Origin of the sequence: Companilactobacillus allii (assembly GCF_001971585.1) — a bacterium.
GTDB lineage: Bacteria > Bacillota > Bacilli > Lactobacillales > Lactobacillaceae > Companilactobacillus > Companilactobacillus allii.
In genome coordinates, this window is sequence record NZ_CP019323.1 from 866,933 (window position 1) to 890,785 (window position 23,853).

The 23,853-nt window shown below is 35.7% G+C and carries 22 protein-coding genes; 16 read left to right on the forward strand and 6 right to left on the reverse strand.

Going from position 1 to position 23,853, the window contains the following annotated elements; translation table 11 throughout:
* Position 1: 1 nt before the first annotated feature.
* Entirely contained in the window at positions 2-1,318 is a 1,317-nt protein-coding gene (locus BTM29_RS04115) for an Nramp family divalent metal transporter (protein WP_076614291.1), read from the reverse strand.
* The gene (gene hemH, locus BTM29_RS04120; RefSeq protein ID WP_076614292.1) at positions 1,318-2,262 is read right to left on the reverse strand and encodes a ferrochelatase; all 945 of its coding nucleotides are present in this window, start codon (positions 2,260-2,262) and stop codon (positions 1,318-1,320) included. Before hemH ends, BTM29_RS04115 begins: the two co-directional genes overlap by 1 nt.
* Before the next feature lie 99 nt (positions 2,263-2,361).
* Between hemH and BTM29_RS04125 the strand changes: the two genes are divergently transcribed.
* Together BTM29_RS04125 and BTM29_RS04130 are read left to right on the forward strand one after the other, a co-directional pair.
* Positions 2,362-3,171, forward strand: coding sequence for an SDR family NAD(P)-dependent oxidoreductase (locus tag BTM29_RS04125; RefSeq protein WP_076614293.1), 810 nt, complete (start codon positions 2,362-2,364; stop codon positions 3,169-3,171).
* 81 nt (positions 3,172-3,252) lie between these two features.
* On the forward strand, positions 3,253-3,699 hold the full coding sequence (locus BTM29_RS04130; protein ID WP_076614294.1) for a Fur family transcriptional regulator: 447 nt from the start codon (positions 3,253-3,255) through the stop codon (positions 3,697-3,699).
* Positions 3,700-3,900: 201 nt separating this feature from the next.
* Here the strand turns inward: BTM29_RS04130 and BTM29_RS04135 are convergent, their stop codons facing one another.
* From BTM29_RS04135 to BTM29_RS04145, 3 genes are all read right to left on the reverse strand, one after another.
* Positions 3,901-4,527 (reverse strand): CBS domain-containing protein, encoded by a 627-nt coding sequence (locus BTM29_RS04135; RefSeq protein ID WP_076614295.1) that lies wholly within the window; start codon positions 4,525-4,527, stop codon positions 3,901-3,903.
* Positions 4,528-4,589: 62 nt separating this feature from the next.
* Positions 4,590-7,199, reverse strand: coding sequence for a pyruvate, phosphate dikinase (ppdK, locus tag BTM29_RS04140; protein ID WP_076614296.1), 2,610 nt, complete (start codon positions 7,197-7,199; stop codon positions 4,590-4,592).
* Positions 7,200-7,407: 208 nt separating this feature from the next.
* Entirely contained in the window at positions 7,408-8,316 is a 909-nt protein-coding gene (locus BTM29_RS04145) for a metal ABC transporter solute-binding protein, Zn/Mn family (RefSeq protein ID WP_076614297.1), read from the reverse strand.
* 258 nt (positions 8,317-8,574) lie between these two features.
* Between BTM29_RS04145 and BTM29_RS04150 the strand changes: the two genes are divergently transcribed.
* From BTM29_RS04150 to BTM29_RS04215, 14 genes are all read left to right on the forward strand, one after another.
* Entirely contained in the window at positions 8,575-9,744 is a 1,170-nt protein-coding gene (locus BTM29_RS04150; RefSeq protein WP_225972243.1) for an acyltransferase family protein, read from the forward strand.
* The gene (locus tag BTM29_RS04155) at positions 9,698-11,215 is read left to right on the forward strand and encodes an AMP-binding protein (protein ID WP_076614299.1); all 1,518 of its coding nucleotides are present in this window, start codon (positions 9,698-9,700) and stop codon (positions 11,213-11,215) included. The genes BTM29_RS04150 and BTM29_RS04155 overlap by 47 nt, the downstream gene beginning before the upstream one ends.
* On the forward strand, positions 11,215-12,195 hold the full coding sequence (locus BTM29_RS04160) for an aliphatic sulfonate ABC transporter substrate-binding protein (protein ID WP_076614300.1): 981 nt from the start codon (positions 11,215-11,217) through the stop codon (positions 12,193-12,195). Before BTM29_RS04155 ends, BTM29_RS04160 begins: the two co-directional genes overlap by 1 nt.
* A gap of 135 nt (positions 12,196-12,330) precedes the next feature.
* Positions 12,331-13,011, forward strand: coding sequence for a FadR/GntR family transcriptional regulator (locus BTM29_RS04165; RefSeq protein WP_076614301.1), 681 nt, complete (start codon positions 12,331-12,333; stop codon positions 13,009-13,011).
* 106 nt (positions 13,012-13,117) lie between these two features.
* Complete coding sequence (locus BTM29_RS04170; protein WP_076614302.1) at positions 13,118-14,371, forward strand: MFS transporter; 1,254 nt, start codon at positions 13,118-13,120, stop codon at positions 14,369-14,371.
* 1 nt (position 14,372) lies between these two features.
* Positions 14,373-15,137: an SDR family oxidoreductase gene (locus tag BTM29_RS04175; protein WP_076614303.1), complete on the forward strand. Its 765-nt coding sequence runs from the start codon at positions 14,373-14,375 to the stop codon at positions 15,135-15,137.
* Between the two features lie 21 nt (positions 15,138-15,158).
* Entirely contained in the window at positions 15,159-16,106 is a 948-nt protein-coding gene (locus tag BTM29_RS04180; protein ID WP_076614304.1) for a C-terminal binding protein, read from the forward strand.
* Positions 16,107-16,145: 39 nt separating this feature from the next.
* On the forward strand, positions 16,146-17,045 hold the full coding sequence (locus BTM29_RS04185) for an aldose 1-epimerase family protein (protein WP_076614305.1): 900 nt from the start codon (positions 16,146-16,148) through the stop codon (positions 17,043-17,045).
* An 83-nt stretch (positions 17,046-17,128) separates the two neighbouring features.
* Positions 17,129-17,875 carry a sugar phosphate isomerase/epimerase family protein gene (locus tag BTM29_RS04190; RefSeq protein ID WP_076614306.1) on the forward strand — a complete coding sequence of 249 codons (747 nt, stop codon included), beginning with the start codon at positions 17,129-17,131 and terminating at the stop codon, positions 17,873-17,875.
* A 2-nt stretch (positions 17,876-17,877) separates the two neighbouring features.
* Entirely contained in the window at positions 17,878-18,837 is a 960-nt protein-coding gene (locus BTM29_RS04195) for a sugar kinase (protein ID WP_076614307.1), read from the forward strand.
* A gap of 138 nt (positions 18,838-18,975) precedes the next feature.
* Complete coding sequence (locus BTM29_RS04200) at positions 18,976-19,737, forward strand: MurR/RpiR family transcriptional regulator (protein ID WP_076614308.1); 762 nt, start codon at positions 18,976-18,978, stop codon at positions 19,735-19,737.
* Between the two features lie 109 nt (positions 19,738-19,846).
* A complete protein-coding gene (locus tag BTM29_RS04205) occupies positions 19,847-21,517 on the forward strand; it encodes a PTS transporter subunit EIIC (RefSeq protein WP_076614309.1) in 1,671 nt (556 codons plus the stop codon).
* A 3-nt stretch (positions 21,518-21,520) separates the two neighbouring features.
* On the forward strand, positions 21,521-22,303 hold the full coding sequence (locus tag BTM29_RS04210; protein WP_076614310.1) for an HAD-IIB family hydrolase: 783 nt from the start codon (positions 21,521-21,523) through the stop codon (positions 22,301-22,303).
* Complete coding sequence (locus tag BTM29_RS04215; RefSeq protein WP_076614311.1) at positions 22,304-22,786, forward strand: PTS sugar transporter subunit IIA; 483 nt, start codon at positions 22,304-22,306, stop codon at positions 22,784-22,786.
* A 48-nt stretch (positions 22,787-22,834) separates the two neighbouring features.
* Here BTM29_RS04215 and BTM29_RS04220 read toward each other — a convergent pair whose 3' ends face one another.
* Positions 22,835-23,824: a LacI family DNA-binding transcriptional regulator gene (locus BTM29_RS04220; protein ID WP_076614312.1), complete on the reverse strand. Its 990-nt coding sequence runs from the start codon at positions 23,822-23,824 to the stop codon at positions 22,835-22,837.
* Positions 23,825-23,853 lie beyond the last annotated feature (29 nt).

The window sequence follows — 23,853 nt, forward strand, 5'->3', positions numbered from 1 at the left end:
TCTATAGTATCGATGTGATCAATCGAAGATTCAAAAAAGTAATAATAGTTGTCAGGATGAAACCAACAATCATGGTTAGTTTGCTGTTGGCGTGAATTCCCATGAGCTTTTTATTACTAGTAAGAATGATCATCGGATAAAGTGTAAATGGAAGAGCGATACTGAGGGCTATTTGGGCATAAACGATTAGATTCTCAAAGTCTTGTTCTTTGAATCCCACTGCAAAGCCGATAAATAAAATGGGTATTAGGGTCACAAATCTGGTTAGTAGTCGTCTCTGCCAAAGCGGTAAGCGGATATTGAGGTATCCTTCCATGACAATCTGTCCTGATAGGGTACTTGTAATGGATGAAATCAATCCGGTTATCAGTAGTGCAAAAGCAAATAATCCACTCATAACGGGACTTGCTAGTGCACCGACGATATTTTGATTATTTAATCCGTTAAAGACGTCTTCAAAATTGGCCAAGTTACTATTAGTATGGAAGAAAAGTGTTCCGCCTAGTACTAGTAAGAGTGCGTTAATGAAGAAGGCAGCCACTAGATGAACGTTGGAGTCCCATTTGGCAAAGCGAAGTGCTTCATTCACTTGTTTGGGATTAGTATGATCATATCTTCTACTTTGAGCTAATGAAGAATGCAAGTAGATATTATGTGGCATGATCGTCGCTCCCATGATCCCCAGGCTGATGATCAACTTCTTGTGATTTTGCCAAAGATCGTTGGTAGGTATGATTCCATTGGAAATGGATGCGATATTTGGGTGTGCTCGAAAGACTTCAACACCAAAGATTATACCAACGGTCAGGATTGCGACTAAGACGATGAATTCGATTCTACGAATTCCAAATCTTAGGAATATCAAAACAATTAATACGTCTAATATGGTCAAAAGAATTCCATAAAGTAATGGTAAGTTAAATAATAATTTTAACGCCACAGCTGTCCCAATTACTCCAGTCATATCGGTCGCTACCATGGCTAGTTCGTTGATGATCCAGAGTGTGTAGCGACCCCATTTGGGTATTTTGGCTGAGATTGCTTGGGCTAGATCTTGTCTAGCTACGACACCTAGCTTGATCGATAGTGTTTGCATGAACATTGCTACAAGAATGGACATCAATAGAACTGATAACAATTCATATCGATATTCACTACCGCCAGATAAGGATGTCAACCAGTTACCTGGATCCATATAACCGACTGCTACTAATGCGCCGGGTCCGCTGTAGGCTAGGAATTTTTGTAAGAAGGATGTTTCGTAAACACTAGGTACGTCGACACTTTCATGAATTTCTTCGAGGCTTTTTTTGTCCATTAATCACTGACCTCATTCATTTTTGCTTGTGCCAAATCAGCTAAGAATTTACTGAAATCGGGGTTTTCATTCATTGGTGGTACTAGTTTGAACTCGTCACCACCACTGGCTTTGAAAGATTGGTAATTTTGAACGTTATCTTCTTCAAGAGTCTCAAGACAGTCGACAACAAAAGATGGTGTGACTATCAAGACGTTACGTTTGCCCATTGCGACTAATTGATTAAGCTCATTTTTCAGGTAAGGCTTCAACCAAGGCATTGGTCCAAATTTGGATTGATAGACTGTTTTTATTTTATCTTCTGGGAAGTCTAGTTGATCAATGGTCTTTGAAGTAGTCTCAAGGCATTGTTTTTGGTAAGGGTCACCGTGTTTGACCATGGCAGTTGGTATGCTATGATAACTGAATAATAATTGATCATAATTGGCTGAGTCCAAAAAGGGTTGGATTTGTGCAGCTAGGATCTTGGTATATTCTGGTTTTTCGTAGAAGTGCTCAATAATTCTAATTGGAACATTTGCTGACTTGGCTTGATCGATAATCGATTTACTGGAACTTTGTGTGTACTGTGGGAACAATGGTAACACGACTATTTCGTCGCAAGTTTTGGCCATATTTTGTAGTGTGTCAACGATGTCTGGTTGCCCGTAAGTCATTGCCATTTGAATATTCCAATCGGGAAGATTTTGTCTGATATTGTCACGAATTATTTTGGTGTATGCAATTAAAGGTGAACCTGCTTTGGTCCAGATATGCTTGTAAAAAGTTGATGAACGCCAAGATCTGGTTGGCAAGATTATGCCATTAAGAATGGGTTGCCAAATAGCTTTTGGCATTTCTATAACGTTAGGATCACTAAGGAATTCCTTTAAGTAAGATTTAACATCTGTTGAATCGGGGGATGTTGGTGAGCCTAGGTTAACTAGTAAAAGTCCATGTGTCATATTTGTCGAACCTCCTGTTTCTATAAACCAATTATAGGATATAATTAATGGAAATGGTTACATCAGCAAAAAAAATATTACTAAGGAAGAAGAACAAATATGACAAAAGTAGCGATAATCACAGGTATTTCATCTGGAATGGGGCATGCGGCTGCACTATACTTTCATCAGAATGGATTCGAAGTATATGGTGGAGCGCGTCGTGTTGAAAAGTTACAGGATCTAAAAGATGCAGGAATCCATACACAAAAGTTAGATGTCACTGATAAGTTATCATTAAGAGAGTTAGTTGATAGAACAGTGGCTGAACAAGGTAGAATCGATGTCTTAGTCAACAACGCTGGTTACGGTGAGTATGGTCCACTTGAAGAGATTCCAGTGGAAAATGCTAGAAAGCAATTTGATGTGAATTTGTTCGGAGTTGATCAATTGACACAGCTAGTAATTCCAGTTATGAGACGCCAAAAGAGTGGTCGTATCGTTAATATTTCTTCAATCGGTGGAGATATGTATACGCCACTTGGTGGTTGGTATCACGCAACAAAAGCTGGATTGAACATGTGGAGTGACGTCTTGGATCAAGAGGTAAGACAATTTGGTATTCGTTCAGTTATCGTTCAACCAGGTGGTACAAAGTCAGAATGGAGTCATGTTGCAGTCGACAATGCTAGAAAGAATCTGGCAGATAATTCACCATATGGTCCATTAGTTGATAGATTAGATAAGTTGTTGTCTAATTCATTCTTTGGTGCCACTTCAGAAGACTTGGCCAAGGTATTTTATAAAGCAGCAACTGATAAAAGACCAAAACGCCGTTATTTCAACGCTTTGAGTGACCATGCTATCGTGACGTTTGCACGTACTATGCCTAATTCTTATAAATTCCTTATTTCCAAAATAATGAAGTAAAACGTGTTCAAACTGCCTATGCTAGAATTTCTCTTAGTTATGTTACACTAAACTCAGAATGAAAAGAATAGGTGAGACTCTTTGGAAGAAGCAATTAAGATTTTACGAGATAACCACTATAAAGTAACTAAACAACGCATGGATTTGATAGACTTTCTTAGTAATTATACAGATAATTATGTACCGATCAGTTCTGTTGATGATTATATGAAGTCGATTTATCCTGGTATCAGTAATAATACAGTTTATCGAAACTTAAAAGAATTCTCTGATATTGGATTAGTAGAATATCAAGAGAAAAACAAAACCATGATTAAGTTCCAATGTGACTTTGATCAAATGCACCACCACCATTTTATCTGCACAAATTGTGGCAAAGTAATTGAGTTGAAAGCTTGTCCATTAAGCTTTTTCACAGATCAATTACCAGGATGTGTTGTTGAGTCACATGCTATGGAGATATATGGATTGTGCCCTGATTGCTCAAAAAAAGAGCGTAACAATACACGGGTAATTTCCGAGCATTAACCTTAATAGTCCTAGTAATCACAAAGTGATTGCTAGGACTATTAAGGTTAAGCGGAAGAAATTGTGTATTGTTACGCGTTTGCGAAGCAAACAAGGAATATGAGGAAAAGAAAACAAAGCAGTAAAATTTTTGAATTTGAATTTGAACTTCAATAAATCCAAAGAAATTGTGTAATGTCACGCATTCACACCACAAATTTCTTAATCCATATACTTCAAACCAACTTCAATAAAATACTGAAATATCCGATTCTTAGTAATTTTACCGACGACCTTAGTAGGGTCGTCTTTTTTTGTGACTGGAAGTGAGTCTACTTGATGTTGATATAGTAGCTTCCCAACGTGAATGATTGACATATCAGCGTCTACAGTCACTAGATTAGGCATACGAGTCATGACCATACTGGCAACCATCGAATCCGCATCAGCGTTATTGATAGTAACCGCCAATAGGTCCTTACGTGAGATTAATCCTAGTAAGTCATTGTTTGAATCTGTCACGTATAATGAACCAACATCATTTATGAAGAGCTTATTGACGCATTCTGGCAAAGTCGTGTCAGGTCGCACAAAGCTTGGTTCAATAAGGATATTATTGATTGATTCTTTGTATAATTCATCAAAATCTAAGCTAGACTTTGGTAATTGTGAGAATTCATATCCTACCTTTGGGCGTGACTTGAGGATCTCTGTTGCCGTAAGCAATCGTAAGTCCCCACGTATCGTAGGTATACTTAATTGCAATTTTTTAGCGATCTGTTCACTAGTCATGGGGCTTTTTTGTTTGGTCATATCTATAATTTGTTTTTGACGGTCAGTTAAATACATGATATCTCCTAGAATATATGTTGTTATATTAATTATAATATCACGTATTATTTTTTGAAAGCTTAATTATTAGGTAAAGCTGCTTGAGCTGCGGCTATTCTAGCAACTGGAATCCTGAATGGCGAGCATGAAACGTAAGAAATGCCGATCTTTTCGAAGAACTGAATTGACTTAGGATCTCCACCAACTTCACCACAGACGCCAATCGGCAATTCAGGATTGGTGTTACGTCCACCATTTACAGCCATACGCATCAACTCTCCGACACCTTCAATATCGACAGATTGGAAGGGATCATTTGGCAATATTTTTTGTGCGATGTATTCAGGCATGAATGAACCTACATCATCACGTGAATATCCAAATGTTAATTGAGTCAAATCGTTAGTACCGAAGCTAAAGAAGTCTGAAACTTCAGCAATTTTATCAGCAGTAACACAGGCTCTAGGCATTTCCATCATGGTACCGATCTTGTATTCTAGTGTTGTATTTTTATTGGTCAATATTTTATCGATCGTTTCAACAACGACATCTCTGACCCATTTCATTTCTGTTTTGGAGTTTGTTAGTGGAATCATGATGTGTGGTTTGATATCAAATCCTTCTTGATTCAGGCGAATTACGGCGTTGACGATGGCAGTAACTTGCATTTGATAGATGTCTGGATAAGTCACAGCCAGTCTATCACCACGGTGCCCCAACATAGGATTCAATTCTTTTAGTGAATCAATACGTGCCTTTAATGCGTCCTTAGTTGTGTTGATTTCTTTAGCGACCAATTCAATTTCCTTGTCATCATGTGGCAAGAATTCATGCAGTGGAGGATCGAGGAGTCTGACGGTTACTGATTTACCAGCCGATAATTTATATAGTTCGTAGAAATCATTTTCTTGTAGCAAAAGGATTTTTTCTAGCGGATCGATACGTCCTTTGGCATTTTTTGCTAGGATCAATCGGCGCATTTGTAGGAGCCGTTTTGGTTTGAAGAACATGTGCTCAGTCCTTGTTAGACCGATTCCGTCGGCATCAAACTTCAGGGCTCGTTTGAAATCTTCTGGTGTATCAGCGTTTGTGTAGACCCCCATATGACTGATTTCTTTGGCCCAATCTAGTAATGTGGCTAGATCATCATTGATGATGGCATCGGTTGTTTCTAGTTGGCCAAGGTACAAGTGCCCGCTAGTACCGTCGACTGAGATCCAGTCACCTTCATTGATAACACAATCTTCAATTGTGGCGGTTTTGTTAGCGTAATCAACTTGCAGAGCATGTGCACCAACGACGCCAGTTGAACCCATACCACGAGCGACGACTGCTGCATGGGAAGTCATTCCACCTCGGGAGGTTACGATGGCCTCACTTACGACCATACCTTCAATGTCTTCTGGGGAAGTATCTTGTCTTAATAAGATCACCTTTTGGTGCTCTTTGTCATGGGCGTTCTTGGCAGTTTCTGCGGTGAAGTAAACTTGTCCACTAGCAGCACCTGGTGAAGCAGGTAGTCCAGTGGCTAGGATATGTTGCTCTAGAGCTTTTTGAGCAAATTCAGAGTGAAGCATGACTGAGATTGATTCAGGATCGATACGTTTGATAGCGGTATTTTTGTCGATCAGGCCTTCATTAACTAAGTCTACAGCGATTTTCACAGCAGCACCCGGTGTACGTTTGCCGGCACGAGCCTGTAATAAGTAAAGCTTTTTGTGCTCAATTGTAAATTCTAAGTCTTGCATATCACGATAATGTGCTTCAAGTTTCTCGGCGATTTTAGCGAATTGGTCATAGATCTCTGGCATTGATTCTTGTAGTGTTGTGATCGATTCAGGTGTGCGTACGCCTGATACTACATCTTCACCTTGAGCATTCAACAAGTATTCACCGAAGAGATTCTTGGTACCAGTCGCAGGATTTCTAGTGAAGGCAACTCCAGTACCTGAATCCTCACCGGAATTGCCGAAGACCATAGTCTGAATGTTGACCGCTGTTCCTAGTGTTTCAGGGATGTTGTTTTGGCGTCGATAGACACGAGCACGATTGTTGTCCCATGATGAGAAGACTGAATCTACGGCTGATAATAATTGTTTTTTAGGATCTTGTGGGAAGTCTTTTCCAGCAACATCTTGATAGATTTGTTTAAATTTAGTAACGATATTTTTTAAGTCAGCTGTTGTCAATTCTAGGTCGGATTGATAATTGTTGATTTCTTTTGTTTCGGATAAGACATTGTCAAAAATCTCTTCACTGATGCCATAAACAACATTTCCAAACATTGCCAGTAGACGACGGTAACTGTCATATGCAAAGCGGTCGTTATTTTTCGCCAAGGCGATAACTGAATCATCGTTCAAGCCAATGTTCAAGATAGTATCCATCATGCCAGGCATTGAAATGGCGGCACCTGAACGCACTGAAATAAGCAGTGGATCGAACTTATCATTGAACTTTTTTCCAGTTGAAGAACTCAATCTATCCAAAGCATGGTCGATCTCTAGTTGCAACGCTTCACTTAACTGATGACTATTTTGTTGGTAAGAGTGACAAGCTTCAGTTGTGATCGTGAATCCAGTAGGTACAGGAAGATTCAAGCGAGTCATTTCGGCCAGATTGGCACCTTTACCACCTAATAAATCACGCATATCCTTGTTGCCTTCGGAAAAGAAATAGATTTGTTTCATATATAACTCCTTAAGTATTAATATGACGTCTTAAACAATAATTAGAATATATATGATGTTTTAAATAATTGCAAGCGATTACAGTGAACGAAGTATACCAATCAAAAAAAGACCAACAGTTAACTGTTGGTCTCATGCCTGTTTGAGTAGGCTTAATAAATTTAAATAAAGATACATAATTTAACTGTACCAGTCTGATTTTTAGTTACTATTTAGCTTCTTTTTCTAATATTGTATTTAATCTTTTGTATTGAGATAACATCCAATTCTTATAAGTCATATCCTTTGGTAAAGTTTCGGTGACTTTTAAAACAGGGATGTTTTCTTTTTTTGCTAAGGAGATCATGTTGTCGACAAGTTTACTGTCAGCTTGTGCGTTATAGACAAGAAATGATATTTTCTTGTCTTTGATACCTTGGCGCATGTTTTTGATGATCTTAGGTGATGGATCAGACCCGTTTTCGATTGATTTCTCAAAGGATTTGTTGCCAACGGTAAATCCCATGGCTTCAATGGAATAGTCAAAAACTGGCTCACTAACGTAGACTTCTTTATTAGAAGTATTTTGGGCGATTTTCTTTAGTGTGGTTAATTCATCTTGAATAGGACTTAGTGATTCGATATATTTCTGAGCATTTTTTTCAAAGTAGGCCTTATTATCAGGATATTTCTTACCCAATGTTTGAGCTAGCTTGTTTGCTAGAGCAGGCATGGTAGTGGGATCGTACCAGATATGTGGATTGGTACCAGTCTTCTTATCCAAGATGTTTTCACCAACTTTGATGAAAGGACTATTTTTACCTTTAGAAAGTTTGTTCATCCAAGAATCATAGCCAAGTCCGTTAGCGATGGTTATATCTGCGTTGTTGACGTCTTTGGCAATCTGGGTAGTGGGTTCATAATCGTGTGGATCTACTCCGGGTTTATTAATAATTGATTGAACGCTACCTTTGTCACCAACGACTGCTTTGGCCACTTCACCGTAGAAGTCAGTCGTTGCCACAATTTTTATTTTGGAATTGGACGAGGTTTTATTTGTTGTACATCCGGTTAAGACAATACCTATGAATATAAGACTTATGGTAGAAAGCGTAACTTTGAATATTTTTGATATCATAAATTATCCCCTCTATAAATAGTAATTATTACTATTAAATAATATCTTACCGAGAAATGTTTGTAAACAGTAATAGTTACCATTTACAAATAACGGCAATTATAAATTGAATATAAGAAATTCATATTTTAACCTTAGTTAATCATCAAGACCCTCTACCTACTGGGATGCTATAACTTATATATGCTTTAACAAAGCGAATAAATGTAATTAGTTAACAGAGGTGAGCTCTTGGCCGAGAAGAGGAAAAAACGATATTTGCATGAGGTTGATCTGATGAGAGTTATTTTCATCGGAGGCGTGTTGCTTAATCATACGACAACAGCCTTTAAAGCAAACATGTCAGATAGTTCGTTCAGTAAATTATTTTTAGAAGCAACACATTTGTCATTACACTTTACACGGATGGGATTCATGTTTATGACCGGACTAGTCTTAGTCCTCAATTATTACCATCGTGATAATCATTGGTTAACATTTTGGAAGAAGCGCTATACCAGCGTTGGGATTCCATATCTAAGTTGGAATGCGATCATTATGTTATTTTCAACAGTCTTTGCCGGGAGTGCCATTATCTGGAGTGACTATTGGAGTCATCTGGTGTATGCATGGTTGCATGGTAACGAGTATTACATGTACTACATTGTAGTTACTTTCCAACTATACTTGATTTTTCCACTTATCATTAAAATGTTTAAAAAATTTGAGAATCATCATCTTACGATATTAGGAATCAGTGCCACATTGCAACTTCTTATTACCATCGGGATCAAGTATTTTCTACCCGGTGTTGATAGATCCGGCTGGCCATATCTACTGAACGCTTATGGATTGAACATATTCACATATCAATTCTACTTTATCGCCGGAGCGTTTGTGGCCATTCATTACGGAGAAGTTGATGCTTTCATAGAGAAATTTCATGAGGCAATCGCATGGACAACAGGAATTTTGGCCCTGGGGACAGTTGGATTGTTCTACTTTGATCAAAATGTTTTAAAACTAAGTATGAGTGGAACTTTATCAATTCACCAACCATTTATTTTTGTTTATGACGTCGTTATGATCGTCTTTGTTTTCTGGATCGGCCGACAATATGCCCACGCCAGAGAACACGGATTACCAGTTTGGATAGACAAAGTAATTAAGAGTCTATCAAAAGTATCATTTGGACTATATCTAGTTCAAAGTCTTCCTGTATTAACACTTTACGGAATCCTTTCATTATTCAGTGCACCATCATGGGTAATGTTACTGCTATTACCAATAGGCTATGCTTTCGTCTTAGGTGGAGCATTCTTAATATCTTGGTTCTGCTACAAGGTACCACCATTTGGAATATTAATCGGAAGACCTCAAAAACTCAAAAGGAGTAAATTCAATGTCAAAAATAACCAATCAATTAAACCAGCAATTGAAAAAGAATAGTGAAAATTTAATTATTAAGGATGAAAGTAGAGGACTGTGGTTCAGCGGTGAAGAGATCAAGTCAGATGTGGATATTATTAAAAATTCACTGATGGACTTACGTGTTGGCCACGGAGACGTGGTTTTAGTATGTTTGGAAAATAACGGTGCCTATCCAGTTATCGTTCAAGCTATCTGGGAAGTCGGAGCAGTTGTTCACCCAATCTCTGATACGACTCCAGCTATTGAATTACAACAAGAACTTACAGAACATCAATATGCAGCCGCAATTGTCAAAGATGATTTGACCACAGCTGTGACTGAAAATCGTGCAGTAACGATTGTTGATGACAGTCTTGTAACGGCGTTACATTTGACGATTATCCGTGATCAGAATATTGTCGGACATATGGACCAAATCCCTACCGAGAATGATCTGGCATTGATCATGAATACTTCTGGAACAACTGGTAAGCCCAAAGGTGTGGGAATAACTCATGAGTTATTGAAGAATGCAGTCGATCACGATATCGAAAGTCACGAGATGACGCAGGCAGATACAACTATGATCGTTATGCCAATGTTCCACATCAATGCTCAAGCCGTCTCGATGTTATCAACTCGCTTGTCTGGTGGGAGGATCGTTATAACGAAGAAATTCAGTGCATCTAGATTCTGGAATCAAGTCCGAGAAAATGGTGTTACATGGGTATCAGTTGTCCCAACTATTGTAAATATTTTACTTATCAATAAGAAGGCCAATGAAGCATATGCTGATGACATTAAGTTGAGATTTGTTCGTTGTTCATCATTTGCGTTACCACTTGATAAATTGACTTCTTTCCAAAATAGATTCCACACAATTATTCTTGAAGGTTATGGCATGACGGAAACAGCAAGTCAGTGCACGATCAATCCCTTCGATGCACCCAAGGTTGGTTCAGCTGGTAAACCATTTAAAACTGAATTGGGAATTTTGATCAATGATAAATTCACCAAAGAAGCTAACCAAGTGGGTGAGATCGCAGTCCGTGGTGATCACGTTATTAAAGATTATATGGAACCACATCCAGATTCCTTCCGAAAAGATTGGTTCTTAACTGGTGATCTTGGTTATCTAGATGAGGACGGATATCTATTCGTTAAAGGACGTAAAAAAGACATCATCAGTCGTGGTGGCGAAAAAGTTGCGCCAGCTCACGTTGAAAATGCCTTGAGTCAATTAGATTGCGTGAAGGAAGTAGCGGTGATTGGGACTCCGGATGAATTATACGGTGAGGCCGTTACGGCAGTTATTATCAGACAAGATAATCAAAGACTTGAGGATACAAGACAAGATATCTTGAATCATGCTAAGAAATCTTTGGCAGTTTTTGAACAACCTACTAAGGTCATTTTCGTAGATGACTATCCTAGAAACGCTACTGGTAAAGTATTACGAGTTAAATTACGTAATCAAATATTAGAAGAAGCTGAAAGTATTGGTGCCTAATGAAAAATAAAAGACGTCTAAAAAAATTATTGATCAGCGTTGTTTTAATATTCTGGGCATGTATCGCCTTTTATGGATTTAAACAGACAGATGCTGGTGCAAGTACATCAGGATTAACTAGCGTTACTATCGGATATCAAAAGGGTGATCCGTTTGATATTGCAAAGCAACGTGGTGAGTTTGCCAAAAAGATGAAGGCCAAAGGATACAAAGTAGTTTGGAAAGAATTCTCTGATGGTAGTTCTTTGATGCAGGCTCTGAATTCTGGTTCAGTTGATTATGCTAGGACCGGTGATACACCGCCAGTTTCAGCACAAGCAGCTGGAACTAAACTAGCTTATGTCGCTGCCGGATATTCTAAGGCTAAAGGCTCTGGAATATTAGTAAGTAAGAGCTCAAGCATCAGCTCAGTTGCTGATTTGAAAGGTAAAAAAGTTGCGTATACCAAAGGAACTAGCTCACAGTATATGTTGCTAAAGGCCTTGAAGAAAGCAGGACTTAGCGCTGATGATGTAACTTGGGTGAATATGGACCAGTCCTCAGCTAGTGTTGCTTTTGCCAAAGGTAAAGTAGACGCGTGGGCAACCTGGGATCCTTATACATCACAGGCACAGATTAATCAAAATGCTAAGCTTTTAGTTGATGGCGAAGGTATTACGAATAATCGTGATTATATTCTTTCCACTACTAGTTTTGCTAAGAATAATAAGACAATCACCAAATACATGATTGAGTACTTGCAAGAAGATATGACTTGGGCAAACGATAATCACAGTGAATTGATCACTATGATGAGTAAGTCGCTGAAAGTATCTAAGTCAGTGGTTAAGAAGATGGTCGAACGTAGGACTTATGGAATATCTGCTATGACTAGTAAGTATGTTAAAGAACAACAACAGATTGCTGATTTGTTCTATTCGGAAGGATTTATTGAGAAAAAGGTTGATGTTAGTGATGATGTTGACTTGAGTAGTGAGTGATTTTTTGGTCGACCTTTTGGTCGGCTTTTTTTATTTTAAAGAATTCATCATATGTTATTATAATATGATAAAATGAATATGCGTAAATACTATCATTTATTAATAAATACGTATGATGAATTCAGGAGATATAATATGGCTCAAAATCTAGTAGAACAGACAACGGACAAAATTATTGAGTATATAAAAAATAATAACATTCAACCTGGAGAAAAACTTCCGAATGAATATATCCTATCGACTGATCTTGATGTTGGTAGAAGCACATTCAGGGAGGCTATAAGAATCCTTATTTCAAGAAATATTCTTGAAGTAAGACAGGGATCTGGGACTTATGTCAGTGATAAAGAAGGACGTTCCACCGACCCTTTTGGTTTGACGATGATACGGGATAAAACAAAGATGATTAGTGATTTTTATGATATGCGTTATGTATTGGAGCCGGAGGTGGCATCTTTAGCGGCAATTCATGCTACTGATGAACAAATAAACGAAATCAATTTATTGTCGAAGGAAATAGAACAATCTTTTAGTGCTGGTAATGATGACCATGTTGAGTTAGACATTAAGTTTCATTCACTGATTGCTAAGGCTAGTGATAATATGGCCTATTCGTATATTCTGCCTATTATCAATACTTCTATTTCACTATTTAACAAGAATTATACTGATGAGGACGCAAAAAAATTCACTGTTAAAATACATAGAGAGATATGTCGGGCAATAGAGGAACGAAATCCTCTGTCAGCGCATGATGCAATGCTTGTTCATATGTCTAATAATCGAATAGCTTTTAAAAGACTAATAAAAAAATAAATTGACAAAGTCATCTGACGTATGATACTTTTAATTCGTCAGATGACTTTCTTTTTTATTTTAAAGTAAGCGCTTACTTTAAACTTTAATAAGAGGTGAATTATAAGTGAGAAAAAGAAAATATCTTTTATTAGATGCATGTATATTGCTACTTTCCTTAGGATTGATATATGCATATACCATAGTAATGATTCCTTTGAAAAATGAATTTGATTGGAGACCGTCTGAACTTTCTATGATTTTTGTGCTCTCAATAATAAGCTTTACCATTGGTAATATAATTGCTGGAAGATTATTGAAAATATATTCTGTTAAAGTTGTTTTTAACCTTGGAGCAGCTTGCATATTTATTGGCTTTGTTGGTTCAGCATTGGCTAACACTCCATATGATTTATTAGTTATTTATACATTATATGGAGTGGTAACTAGTCTTGGTATCGGATTTGTTTATAATGGAATATTGCCCACGATTACTGCCTGGTATCCAGATAAAGTTGGAAAAGCTCAAGGAGCATTGTTAATGAGTTACGGAATGGGTGCTTTTATATTAGGCCCCATTATTACTAAGATTTATTCTATTCTACCGTGGAGGCCTGTGTTTGTAGCAATTGGCATTATTTTTACTGGATTGGTGGTATTTAGTTCGTTTGTCATAAAAAATCCAACACCTGAAGATCATATTGTGAAAATCACTGTTGATAATGTCGACTCATCAGCAACAATAGAGGACAAAGACTTTCATTATATGTTACATGATCCAGTCTTCTATCTATTTTATATGTGGATGGTTTTGTTAGGTGGAGTTGGATTAGGAATATTGGGTATCGGAAAAAGTTTGCCAGATCAGCACAATATCGAAACAACTTTAGCAGCTGTAATTGTTGGTTTAGTTAGTTTAGGTAATGGTGGTGGGCGACTAATAGGTGGTTTTATATTAGACAAATTTGGAAGAAGCAAAACAATGCTATTTTCAAATTTCCTGTACATCATTGCGATAGGTCTTTTACTGCTATCTGAATATAATAATAATGTTTTAATACTATCTTTGGGATGCTTACTATGTGGCATGTCATTTGGATCGATATTAATTATAATGACATATTTTACTAAAACTGTTTGGGGTCTTAAGAATATGGCTTTGAATTTTGGCGTGATTAACAGTTACGGAATTATTTCAGTCTTCATTGGATCTTACGGATCTAGCAAAATATATGAGTATACCGGGTCGTATGTTTCAGTCTTCATTATTATGTTGGTTATGGTAGTACTGGCAATGGTGCTTCTAGCATTACTAAATAGATATTTAGAATCACATAAAAAAGTTACAAATATAGATGCTTTAAATTTAGGAGGAAAATAAAATGAATTTGAACGATTTAACAGGGAAAAAAGCAATTGTTACAGGCGCTGCACAGGGACTAAGTCATGGAATGGCAGAGGGGTTACTTGAAGCAGGAGCAGAAGTTACTATTTTAGATATTAATTCTAAGGCGGTTGATGTAGCAAAAAAATTTACGCAAAATGGATTTACATGTCATGCAGTAATAGCTGATTTGGGTAATGATATTGATCGAGACAAGGCCTTTGAAGAAGCTGTACAAAAGTTAGGTGGTCATTTAGATATTTTGGTTAATGGTGCTGGGGTTCAACGTAGACATAAGAGCGAAGAATTTCCTATGGAAGATTGGGATTTTGTTATTAATGTTAATTTAAGAGCCGTGTTTGGACTTTGTAAGTTAGCTGGACAACAATTTATTAAACAAGAAGGCAAAGGTAAAATAATTAACATTGCATCCATGCTTTCATTCTTTGGCGGATACACTGTTCCAGCGTATGCGGCTTCCAAAGGTGGAGTTGCACAATTAATAAAGGCATTATGTAATGAATGGGCTGACAAAGGAATCAATGTTAATGCGTTAGCTCCAGGTTATATGGCAACTGAAATGAATACTGCGCTATTAGATCCCAAGAATCCTCGATACGAAACCATTACAAATAGAATACCTGCTAAGGCATGGGGCCAGCCGGAAGATATGAAAGGTCCAGTAGTTTGGCTAGCATCGGATGCATCCAATTATATCAATGGGGCGATTATTCCTGTTGATGGTGGATATTTAGTTAAATAATAAAGGATTGGGGATAAAATAATGAAAGTATATATTACTGATTGTGACCACGATAGTATTGATATAGAAAAAAAGGTTTTTTCTGATGCAGGGATGGAAGTCACTCTATGTAATGCGAAAACTGAAGATGAAGTAATTTCTCAATGTAGTGATGGTGAAATTTTCATTGTTCAATACGCGAAAATAACTAAAAAAGTAATGGATGCAGTTCCATCTTTAAAATATATTGTTAGATATGGTGTTGGTGTCGACACAATCGATTTACCGCAAGCAACAAAGCATGGAATTCAAGTTGGAAATGTCCCTGATTATGGTATGAACGAAGTCGCTGATCATGCTATTTCGTTGTTACTAAGTCTTAAGAGAAAAGTTGTTTTAATGAACAATAATACGAAAAATAATAAATGGGATTATCAAAAATCAATACCAATTCATCGTTTTAGCGAACAAACAGTGGGTGTTATTGGATTAGGAAGAATTGGTCGTAATTTTGCTATAAAAGCGCATGCATTAGGCTTCCACATCATAGGTTATGATCCACATTTTAAAAAATCTGAAGAATTCAGCTTTATTAATAATGTGAATCTGGAAGAATTAATAAAAACCTCAGATGCAATCTCCCTGCATATACCTTCAGATGGCAATATTGATTTATTTAATTATGAAGCATTTAAAGAGATGAAAAATACTGCAGTCATTATTAATGTTGCTCGTGGTGGAATTATTAACGAGAATGACTTAGATAAAGCACTAACCAATGGTGAAATTGCTGGTGCAGGAATAGATTGTATGGAAAATGAGCCAGTACCATCAGATGATGAATTATTTAGAAATGAAAATTTGATTGTTACACCTCATATGGCTTGGTACTCGGAGGAAGCTGCAAGTGAACTAAAACGTAAAGTTGCTGAAGAGTCTGTAAGATTTTCAAAAGGTGAAAAAATTCATTATCCTATCAACAGTCTTTAGAGCGTGACTGTTTAAATTAAAAACTAAGAGGATAACAAAATGAAAAGCATCGAAAATGAATTTTTTAAAGCTGAGATTAATGAATTAGGTGCAGAGCTCACCAGCTTAGTGGATAAGAAAAGCGGTGTCAACTATATCTGGGATGGTAATACCGATGTATGGGCGAAACGTGCTCCTAACCTATTCCCTTCAATTGGGAGATCGATGAACGATCACTATTATGTTGGCGGAAAGAGATACGAGATGCCACAACATGGGGTCGGTTTCTTTCATAACTATGAGGCTGAACAAATTTCGGATAATAGTATTCGTTTTATTTTAAAAAGTGATGAAGAAACTATAAAATATTATCCATTCGAATTTGAGTTCTCAATCAAGTTTGAGCTTATTGGTAGACGCTTACGTATGATTGACACTGTTAAGAATTTGAATGATAAATTTATGAGTTTTGCTGTTGGAACACATCCAGCTTTTAATGTTCCAATAGGTAATATTGATAATAATAATTTTGAAGACTATTATTTAACATTTTATCCTGAAGTAAAAAAGTTAAAATATCATGAATTCACATTCAAAACAGGAGTTCCTTTAAGAACAGGAAGAGTTCTAAATTTGGATAGCTATAATGGGGATTATTTACCATTAAGTCATGAATTATTTAAAGATGGATTAATAGTTATGACTGAGGATAATAAATTAACTGGAGTTTCTCTTAAATCTAAAGATGGTAATCATTCCATTAATGCACGTTTTAATGATTTTCCTCAATTATGTTTGTGGACTCAAAATGATGCAAAGGCAAAATTTCTTTGCATCGAGCCATTTTATGGAGTTTCAGATAAGTATGGTGACGAGATTGAGTTGAAGGATAAAGAAGGAAACTGTGTGTTAGAACCCCATCAAGAACGTAGTTTTATAATTGATTATTCTATTGAATAATTCTTAGTATGTATCAAAGAGATTGTCATTTGTATCTATAGATAAATGGCAATCTTATTTTATAAATATAATGAGGTGGGAAAATGTCATTAATATTGAATACATTAATTTTTGCTAAAGACGTTGAAAATGGAACTAGTCAGGTTAGTTTATTAGAATGTGCATCAAAGTTGGGTGCTTATGGCGTCGAGGTACGTCGAGAATATTTTAAGGATATCAAAAATGAGTTATCAGATGTAGCAAGACGGGCAAATGAAGATGGATTAAAATTATATTACAGTGTACCAGACGTTATCTTTGAAGAAGATGGTTCCCTAAATCCTAAGATTACACAGTACTTTTCAGAGGGAGAAACAATGGGAATTAAAAAAATCAAGTTCAACATAGGACACTTTGACAGATTTACTGGTAATCTGAAAAAAGTCTTAGGTGAACTTCCGATTGATAAAATAGAAATGAATGTTGAAAATGATCAAACACAGATTTCTGGATCTGTTTCGTCGTTACTAACTTTTTTAAAAGCTGTAAAAGAAAATAACATAGATATTGGATATGTGTATGATCTTGGAAATTGGGCTTTTACAGAACAGGATGCTGTTGATAGTGCAAAGGCATTAGCGACGTATACCAGATACATTCATTTGAAAAACATTGTAAGTTCAAATGGATCATTGTCAACTTCGGCTGATTTAAATAATGGAATCTTTGATTGGAAAAAAGTACTTACATATTTGCCGAATAATGTGGATTTGGCTCTTGAATATCCAATAGATACGGATGAACAAATAAAATCACAAATGAATATAGTTAAAACGTTGGAGGAATCTTAAAAATGAGTGAAGTTATTACAATTGGTGAACCACTGGTTATTTTTGCTTCCAAAGATTCGGATGTTCCTTTAATCGATGCCGTCAATTTTCAAAAATTAATGGGTGGTGCTGAATTAAATGTGGCTATTGGAGTACGTCGATTAGGACATTCGGTGGAGTATATTTCACAAGTCGGTCAAGATCCGTTTGGTGACTATATTATTAAGACTATTTTAAGTCATGATGTTGGTACAAAGTATATTTCAAAGGATGAAAATAATTTTACTGGCCATCAATTAAAACAATTGGTTACAAAGGGGGATCCTGCAACTTTCAACTACCGAAAAGGGTCAGCTTCCGCACATTTAACTAGTACAATAATTAATAGAGTTGATTTGAATGATGTTAAAATAGCACACATGTCAGGTATTTTCCCTGCAATTTCAGATATTGCTGAAGAAACATTTGAGGTGTTGATGAATAGATTAGTTGATAATGGCATAATGATCACCTTTGATCCTAATTTAAGACCATCATTATGGAGTAGTGATAAAAAGATGATTAGTACCATTAATAAGATGGCATCATCTGCGGACATAGTTCTTCCTGGAATCAATGAAGGGAAAATTCTAGTCGGATCTGATGATCCTGAGGTTATTGCTGACTATTATTTAAAAGGTAAAAGAACTAAGACGGTAATTGTTAAAATTGGTTCCGAAGGTGCGTATGTTAAAACTAGGGATGGGGATAGTTATACTGTTGATGGTTTTGAAGTTAATAAAATTGTTGATACAGTTGGAGCTGGAGATGGTTTTGCTCTAGGAGTTATTACAGCACTATTGGATGGTAAAAACATGAGATCAGCTGTTCTACGTGGAAATGCTATCGGTGCTTTGCAAATTCAAACTCCTGGCGATAACGATGGATATCCTAATAAAGTGGAACTTGAAGAATTTTATAAAAGAGAACAAGTAAGAGAATAAATAGAATATGATTAAATTAGTCGACTAAATGTCGGCTTTTTTTGTACAATAAAGCATTTTCGCAATCGATTACATATATATATTAATGTATGCTTGTATATGATTTAATGAAAATCTCCTGAAAGGAGGATGGAATTGATGAACAATGATTTTTATAAACAAATAGCAGATAAGTATGATGGTCTTACAGCTAATGAACAATTAGTTATAGATTTCATTCTTGCATCCAATAAACCCGATCAACTTAAAATAAAAGATATTTCAGGTAAATTATTTCTTTCTAGCGCAACTATAGTTAGAGCATCCAAAAAGCTTGGGTTTAAGTCGTTTAGCCAATTGAAGTTTTACGTATCTCAATTTGTGAACAGTAAGGAGGAAAAGCTTGAAACTGAAAATTATGACAAGATTGTAGATAGAATGCAGAGTGATTTTAAGAAGACGATTGATATGCTGAGTGAAAAGAAGATTAGCACCTTTGTTTCATATATAAATTCTGCTAGAAGAATATTTTGTGTTGGTAGTGGTTCAAGCGTCAGTGTATCAAATGATTTGAACAGAAAATTAAAACTTTTGAATTATTGGTCCAATGATTACGAAGAACTTTATTCGATTAGAGATATTTCGGACATTTCTAGTGATAAAGATGTAATAATAATTATTTCATTAGGTGGTGGAAACGGTATTGTAAACCAATACTTGCTGGAGGCAAAGTCTAAAGGAACTAAGGTTATTTCTATCACAGGAACTAACGCAAGTTCTGTAATGAAATTAAGTGACGCCAATTTATTGGTTTACGAGTCACCTGTTCCTAGAAAACGTATGAGGTCAAGGCTGATGTTGAATGTGGCTGCTGATATGGTCTTTGAATATATAATTAATTACACTTATGAAAAAAAGTAATTTTTTACTCAAAAAGGTAAAATTTTCTTAATGAGTAGTAAAAAAGTAAAAAGCAATTATTTCTTAATCTGGTGTTATCTTGTAATCAACAAGTTAAGGGGATGTAATTATGGAAGCTCAAGAGGGAAAAAAGAGAAATAATCTCATCAGAGGATTTGAGATGTTTGGTAGATCTTTTTTACTGCCAGTATCAGTTTTGCCTGCTGCCGGTATTTTACAAGGATTGGGTTCGGCATTTACTAATGCAGATACTGTAAAAATGTATCCTTGGATGCAGAATGGAACATTCCAATTTGTAATGGGATTTCTATCAACAATGGGCTCGGCTGCATTTAAGAATTTACCAGTAATTTTCGCTGTTGGTGTTGCCGTCGGACTGGCTAAACACGAGAAAGGATCGGCCGCAATTTCAGGACTGTTAGGTTATTTAACTCTTCAATATATGATGAACTTTTTATTAAGTACTTCTGGAAGATTAGTTGATACGACTGGTATGGATCCAACCAAGGCTGCATTGGCATTAGCTGATAAAATGCAGACAACTGTTTTAGGTATTCAAACAATGGATCTCAATGTTTTTGGTGGAATTATAACAGGTGTAATTGTTTATTTTGTCCACAAGCATGCAATTAAAATGCATGTACCAACTGTTTTGGATTTCTTTAGTGGACCTAGATTAGTACCTATTTTGATTATGCCAGTTATGGCAATGACTGCTGTTGTATTCTTCTTTGTTTGGCCAATAGTACAAACAGGGATTGCAGCATTATCTATCGTGATTCTAAAGTCTGGTACAATTGGAACCTTCCTTTACGGTGTGATTGAACGACTACTATTACCTTTTGGTTTACATCATGGATTAAATTGGCCAGTTAGAACAACAGAATTAGGTGGAATTTTCACAATTGGTGGACGTCAATATCAAGGAACTATCGCTGCATATATGGCATCTTTAGCACACGGTGGAGCCATTAATCCAATGATTACACGTTTTAGCTCTGGAAAATTTGTTTATAACATGTTTGGTCTTCCTGGAGCAGCTTTAGCAATGTATACATGCGCAAAACCTGAAAATAAGAAAAAAGTAGGAAGTTTATTATTCGCAGCAGCTGCTACAGCATTTTTGACAGGTGTTACAGAACCAATCGAATTTACATTTTTGTTTGTTGCACCAGCGCTTTATGTTATTCACGCCGTTTTAGCGGGATTAACAATGGCTGTTACATCTGCACTTGGAGCAGCATACTTAACTCCTACAGGACATGGATTAATTAATTTTATTATTTATGGGGTATTACAAGGAACTAAAACTAAATGGTATATTCTGCCAATAGTTGGAGTATTCTGTTTTGCAATGTATTATGTTGTATTTACATTTGCAATCAAAAAATTTAATTTTAAAACTCCTGGTCGTGAAGATAACGATGATGATATCAAATTGCATGGAAAAGATGAGACAAGAAAGAAAATGGGTGTTCATACTTTAAAGGATGAAGCGAAAGGATCTACAATTCCTGAGGGGAAACTATCCACACATGATCAAGCTGTCGCGCTTATTAAAGCACATGGTGGTTCTGAAAATATTTCTGATGTTGATGCTTGTATCACGAGATTAAGAATTAATGTTAAAGATAAGTCTATAGTTGATAAAAATACTATTGTTAATAATTTAGGAGCAATGGGATTTAATGAATCTGGAATGCAAATGCAATCCATTTATGGTGGGCATGCTAATGTTCTTAAAATGGAAATTCAAGATATTTTAGGAATAGGTGAGTAAATCATGGAAAATAAAAAAATTTTGCTTACGGATCTAGATGGTACATTCGTTATGAATTCGCATTCAATTAGTGAGAATGCTTTAAAAGCATTTAATGAATTAAATAAGAATTTTATTATGGGTGTGGCCACAGGGAGATCTTTGAAAGAAATAGAATATCTTGAGAAAGAAAATAACATTCATTTTGATATTCATGTTGCATTTAATGGTTCTCTTTTACGAGGGAAAAATAATGAAATATTAGTTGATAATCCGCTAAAGCATGATGACTTATGCCAAATTTTAAATTATTTAAATGAAAATAATATTACTTTTGATGCTTTAGATGGAATTGAAAGGATAGGGAATTATAAAACTAAAGATGTTAAACGTCTTTGGGGAATGAATTTGATAACACTGGATGATCCCTTTGAGAGAGTCAGGGGAATGAACGTTTATAAAATTAACGTTAGACCAGGGAAAAAGAATTTTGATAAAATTTTTGAAGAAATGAATTCTATGTTTCCTAAACTGTCAATATATGAAGGTGGAACACAACAACGAATTGAAATTTCAGCAGAGAATAGTTCCAAAGGTACGGCGGTCAATTATTTGAAGAGTAAATATAATAAAGCTGTAATTGTTGTCGGAGATTCAGGAAATGATGCTCCTATGTTTGAAAAAGCTGATGTATCATTTTGTATTTCACATGCCAAATCTAATGTGAAAAATAAAGCTGATCAATCAATAGAAAATTTTGCTGAGGTACCTATTAAACTAAATTCTATTTATAAAGAAGTGATATAAATGTTTGGATTTTTAAAAAATCATCATAATAATAATGAATTACTATCAGTTAGTGATGGTAAAATTGTAAACTTGTCAGATGTTAATGATCCTGTATTTAATACGGGAATAATGGGAATCGGTTATGGGATAGTTCCAACTGATGGAACTGTTTATGCTCCAGTATCTGGTAAAATTTCGATGATTGCAGATACAAAACATGGTTTAGGAATTACATCTCATGATGATCTTGAAATTTTAGTACACATGGGTATAGATACCGTTGAATTGAAGGGGAAACCTTTTGATATCTTAGTTAAAATTGGAGATGAAGTAGAAGCTGGACAAAAAATTGCTTTAATGAACCTTGATGATATTAAAAAAAGTGGGAAAGATATAACAACTATGGTTGTTATTACAAATAGTTCAGACAAGGGATTATCAGTGAGTGTTAAATCAGGCCAAAGAAGCAATGGAGAATTGGCAGCAACTATCAAATTATAAAAAATAAAGCTATTTCAAAATGAAATCAATACATTTTGAAATAGCTTTTTATTTTAATTTTGCCGGAATTATTAATTTTGAGGGGATTTTTTTTGCATCATCGTCATTTAGTAGGTCCATCATAACTTCAGCGGAACTTGCTCCCATTAAAAATGGATTCTGCTCAATTAATTCAGCTTTAGGTTCTATAGCACGTGCCAAGTCAGTGTCAGAAAATCCGGTAGCAGTGACATTCATATCATCAATATACCCATCAGTCATTAGGCCAGGAATAAATTCTAATAACCAGCGTTCCTTAATAGCAAAAATCAGTGTTTTTTCATCTGATTTTTTTATTAAAGACACAATTTCTTTATGAATGTCTTTGTGATTATGAGATTTTTCAGATATTTCAATTACGTCTACATTATTAGCAACCGATTTGATACCTTGATATCTTTCACGACGAGTGGAGGCTATGTTGATTTCTGAACTTAAAATAATTACATGTTTATATCCTTTAGTTTGGAATTTCAACATAGCGTTTCGTGCGGCCTCATAATTGTTTGTTATTACTTGTGGCCAGGGAGATAGTTCGATTTCGCGGTCAACAATGACTATTGGGATCTCCCGTCTTATTTCATTTTCTATTAAGCTCATGTCACTAGTTAAAGGTTGAAATATTAAACCATCAAAACTTTGACTATTAACGGAGTCCATTAATTGAATTTCTCTTTTTTGATTGGTATCCGTATCAAAGAGAACACCGATATATCCGGTACTTTCAAGAATAGAACTAATGCCCTTGAATAATTCAGTGGAAAAATAGTCATCAATATTAGCAACTACCACAGCAATCATTTTACTTGATTTTGTAACCATTTGTCTTGCGGCAGAATTAGGTACGTAATTTAATTTATCTATGGCATCTTTAACTCTTTTTGCAGTTTCTTCAGACATGCGTGACAGGTCGTTATTTAAAAATCGAGAGACTGTAGCAATTGATACTTGAGATAAGGCAGCTACATCTTTCATATTTGCACTTTGTTTCTTCTTCATTATTTAATTTACCACTATTCCTAAAAATA

Bases quoted from the DNA above. Each gene is read 5' to 3' on its own strand.
- BTM29_RS04115 (WP_076614291.1), bottom strand. From the start codon at position 1,318: ATGGACAAAAAAAGCCTCGAAGAAATTCATGAAAGTGTCGACGTACCT.
- hemH (WP_076614292.1), bottom strand. From the start codon at position 2,262: ATGACACATGGACTTTTACTAGTTAACCTAGGCTCACCAACATCCCCC.
- BTM29_RS04125 (WP_076614293.1), top strand. From the start codon at position 2,362: ATGACAAAAGTAGCGATAATCACAGGTATTTCATCTGGAATGGGGCAT.
- BTM29_RS04135 (WP_076614295.1), bottom strand. From the start codon at position 4,527: ATGTATTTAACTGACCGTCAAAAACAAATTATAGATATGACCAAACAA.
- ppdK (WP_076614296.1), bottom strand. From the start codon at position 7,199: ATGAAACAAATCTATTTCTTTTCCGAAGGCAACAAGGATATGCGTGAT.
- BTM29_RS04145 (WP_076614297.1), bottom strand. From the start codon at position 8,316: ATGATATCAAAAATATTCAAAGTTACGCTTTCTACCATAAGTCTTATA.
- BTM29_RS04155 (WP_076614299.1), top strand. From the start codon at position 9,698: ATGTCAAAAATAACCAATCAATTAAACCAGCAATTGAAAAAGAATAGT.
- BTM29_RS04160 (WP_076614300.1), top strand. From the start codon at position 11,215: ATGAAAAATAAAAGACGTCTAAAAAAATTATTGATCAGCGTTGTTTTA.
- BTM29_RS04165 (WP_076614301.1), top strand. From the start codon at position 12,331: ATGGCTCAAAATCTAGTAGAACAGACAACGGACAAAATTATTGAGTAT.
- BTM29_RS04175 (WP_076614303.1), top strand. From the start codon at position 14,373: ATGAATTTGAACGATTTAACAGGGAAAAAAGCAATTGTTACAGGCGCT.
- BTM29_RS04180 (WP_076614304.1), top strand. From the start codon at position 15,159: ATGAAAGTATATATTACTGATTGTGACCACGATAGTATTGATATAGAA.
- BTM29_RS04185 (WP_076614305.1), top strand. From the start codon at position 16,146: ATGAAAAGCATCGAAAATGAATTTTTTAAAGCTGAGATTAATGAATTA.
- BTM29_RS04190 (WP_076614306.1), top strand. From the start codon at position 17,129: ATGTCATTAATATTGAATACATTAATTTTTGCTAAAGACGTTGAAAAT.
- BTM29_RS04195 (WP_076614307.1), top strand. From the start codon at position 17,878: ATGAGTGAAGTTATTACAATTGGTGAACCACTGGTTATTTTTGCTTCC.
- BTM29_RS04200 (WP_076614308.1), top strand. From the start codon at position 18,976: ATGAACAATGATTTTTATAAACAAATAGCAGATAAGTATGATGGTCTT.
- BTM29_RS04205 (WP_076614309.1), top strand. From the start codon at position 19,847: ATGGAAGCTCAAGAGGGAAAAAAGAGAAATAATCTCATCAGAGGATTT.
- BTM29_RS04210 (WP_076614310.1), top strand. From the start codon at position 21,521: ATGGAAAATAAAAAAATTTTGCTTACGGATCTAGATGGTACATTCGTT.
- BTM29_RS04215 (WP_076614311.1), top strand. From the start codon at position 22,304: ATGTTTGGATTTTTAAAAAATCATCATAATAATAATGAATTACTATCA.
- BTM29_RS04220 (WP_076614312.1), bottom strand. From the start codon at position 23,824: ATGAAGAAGAAACAAAGTGCAAATATGAAAGATGTAGCTGCCTTATCT.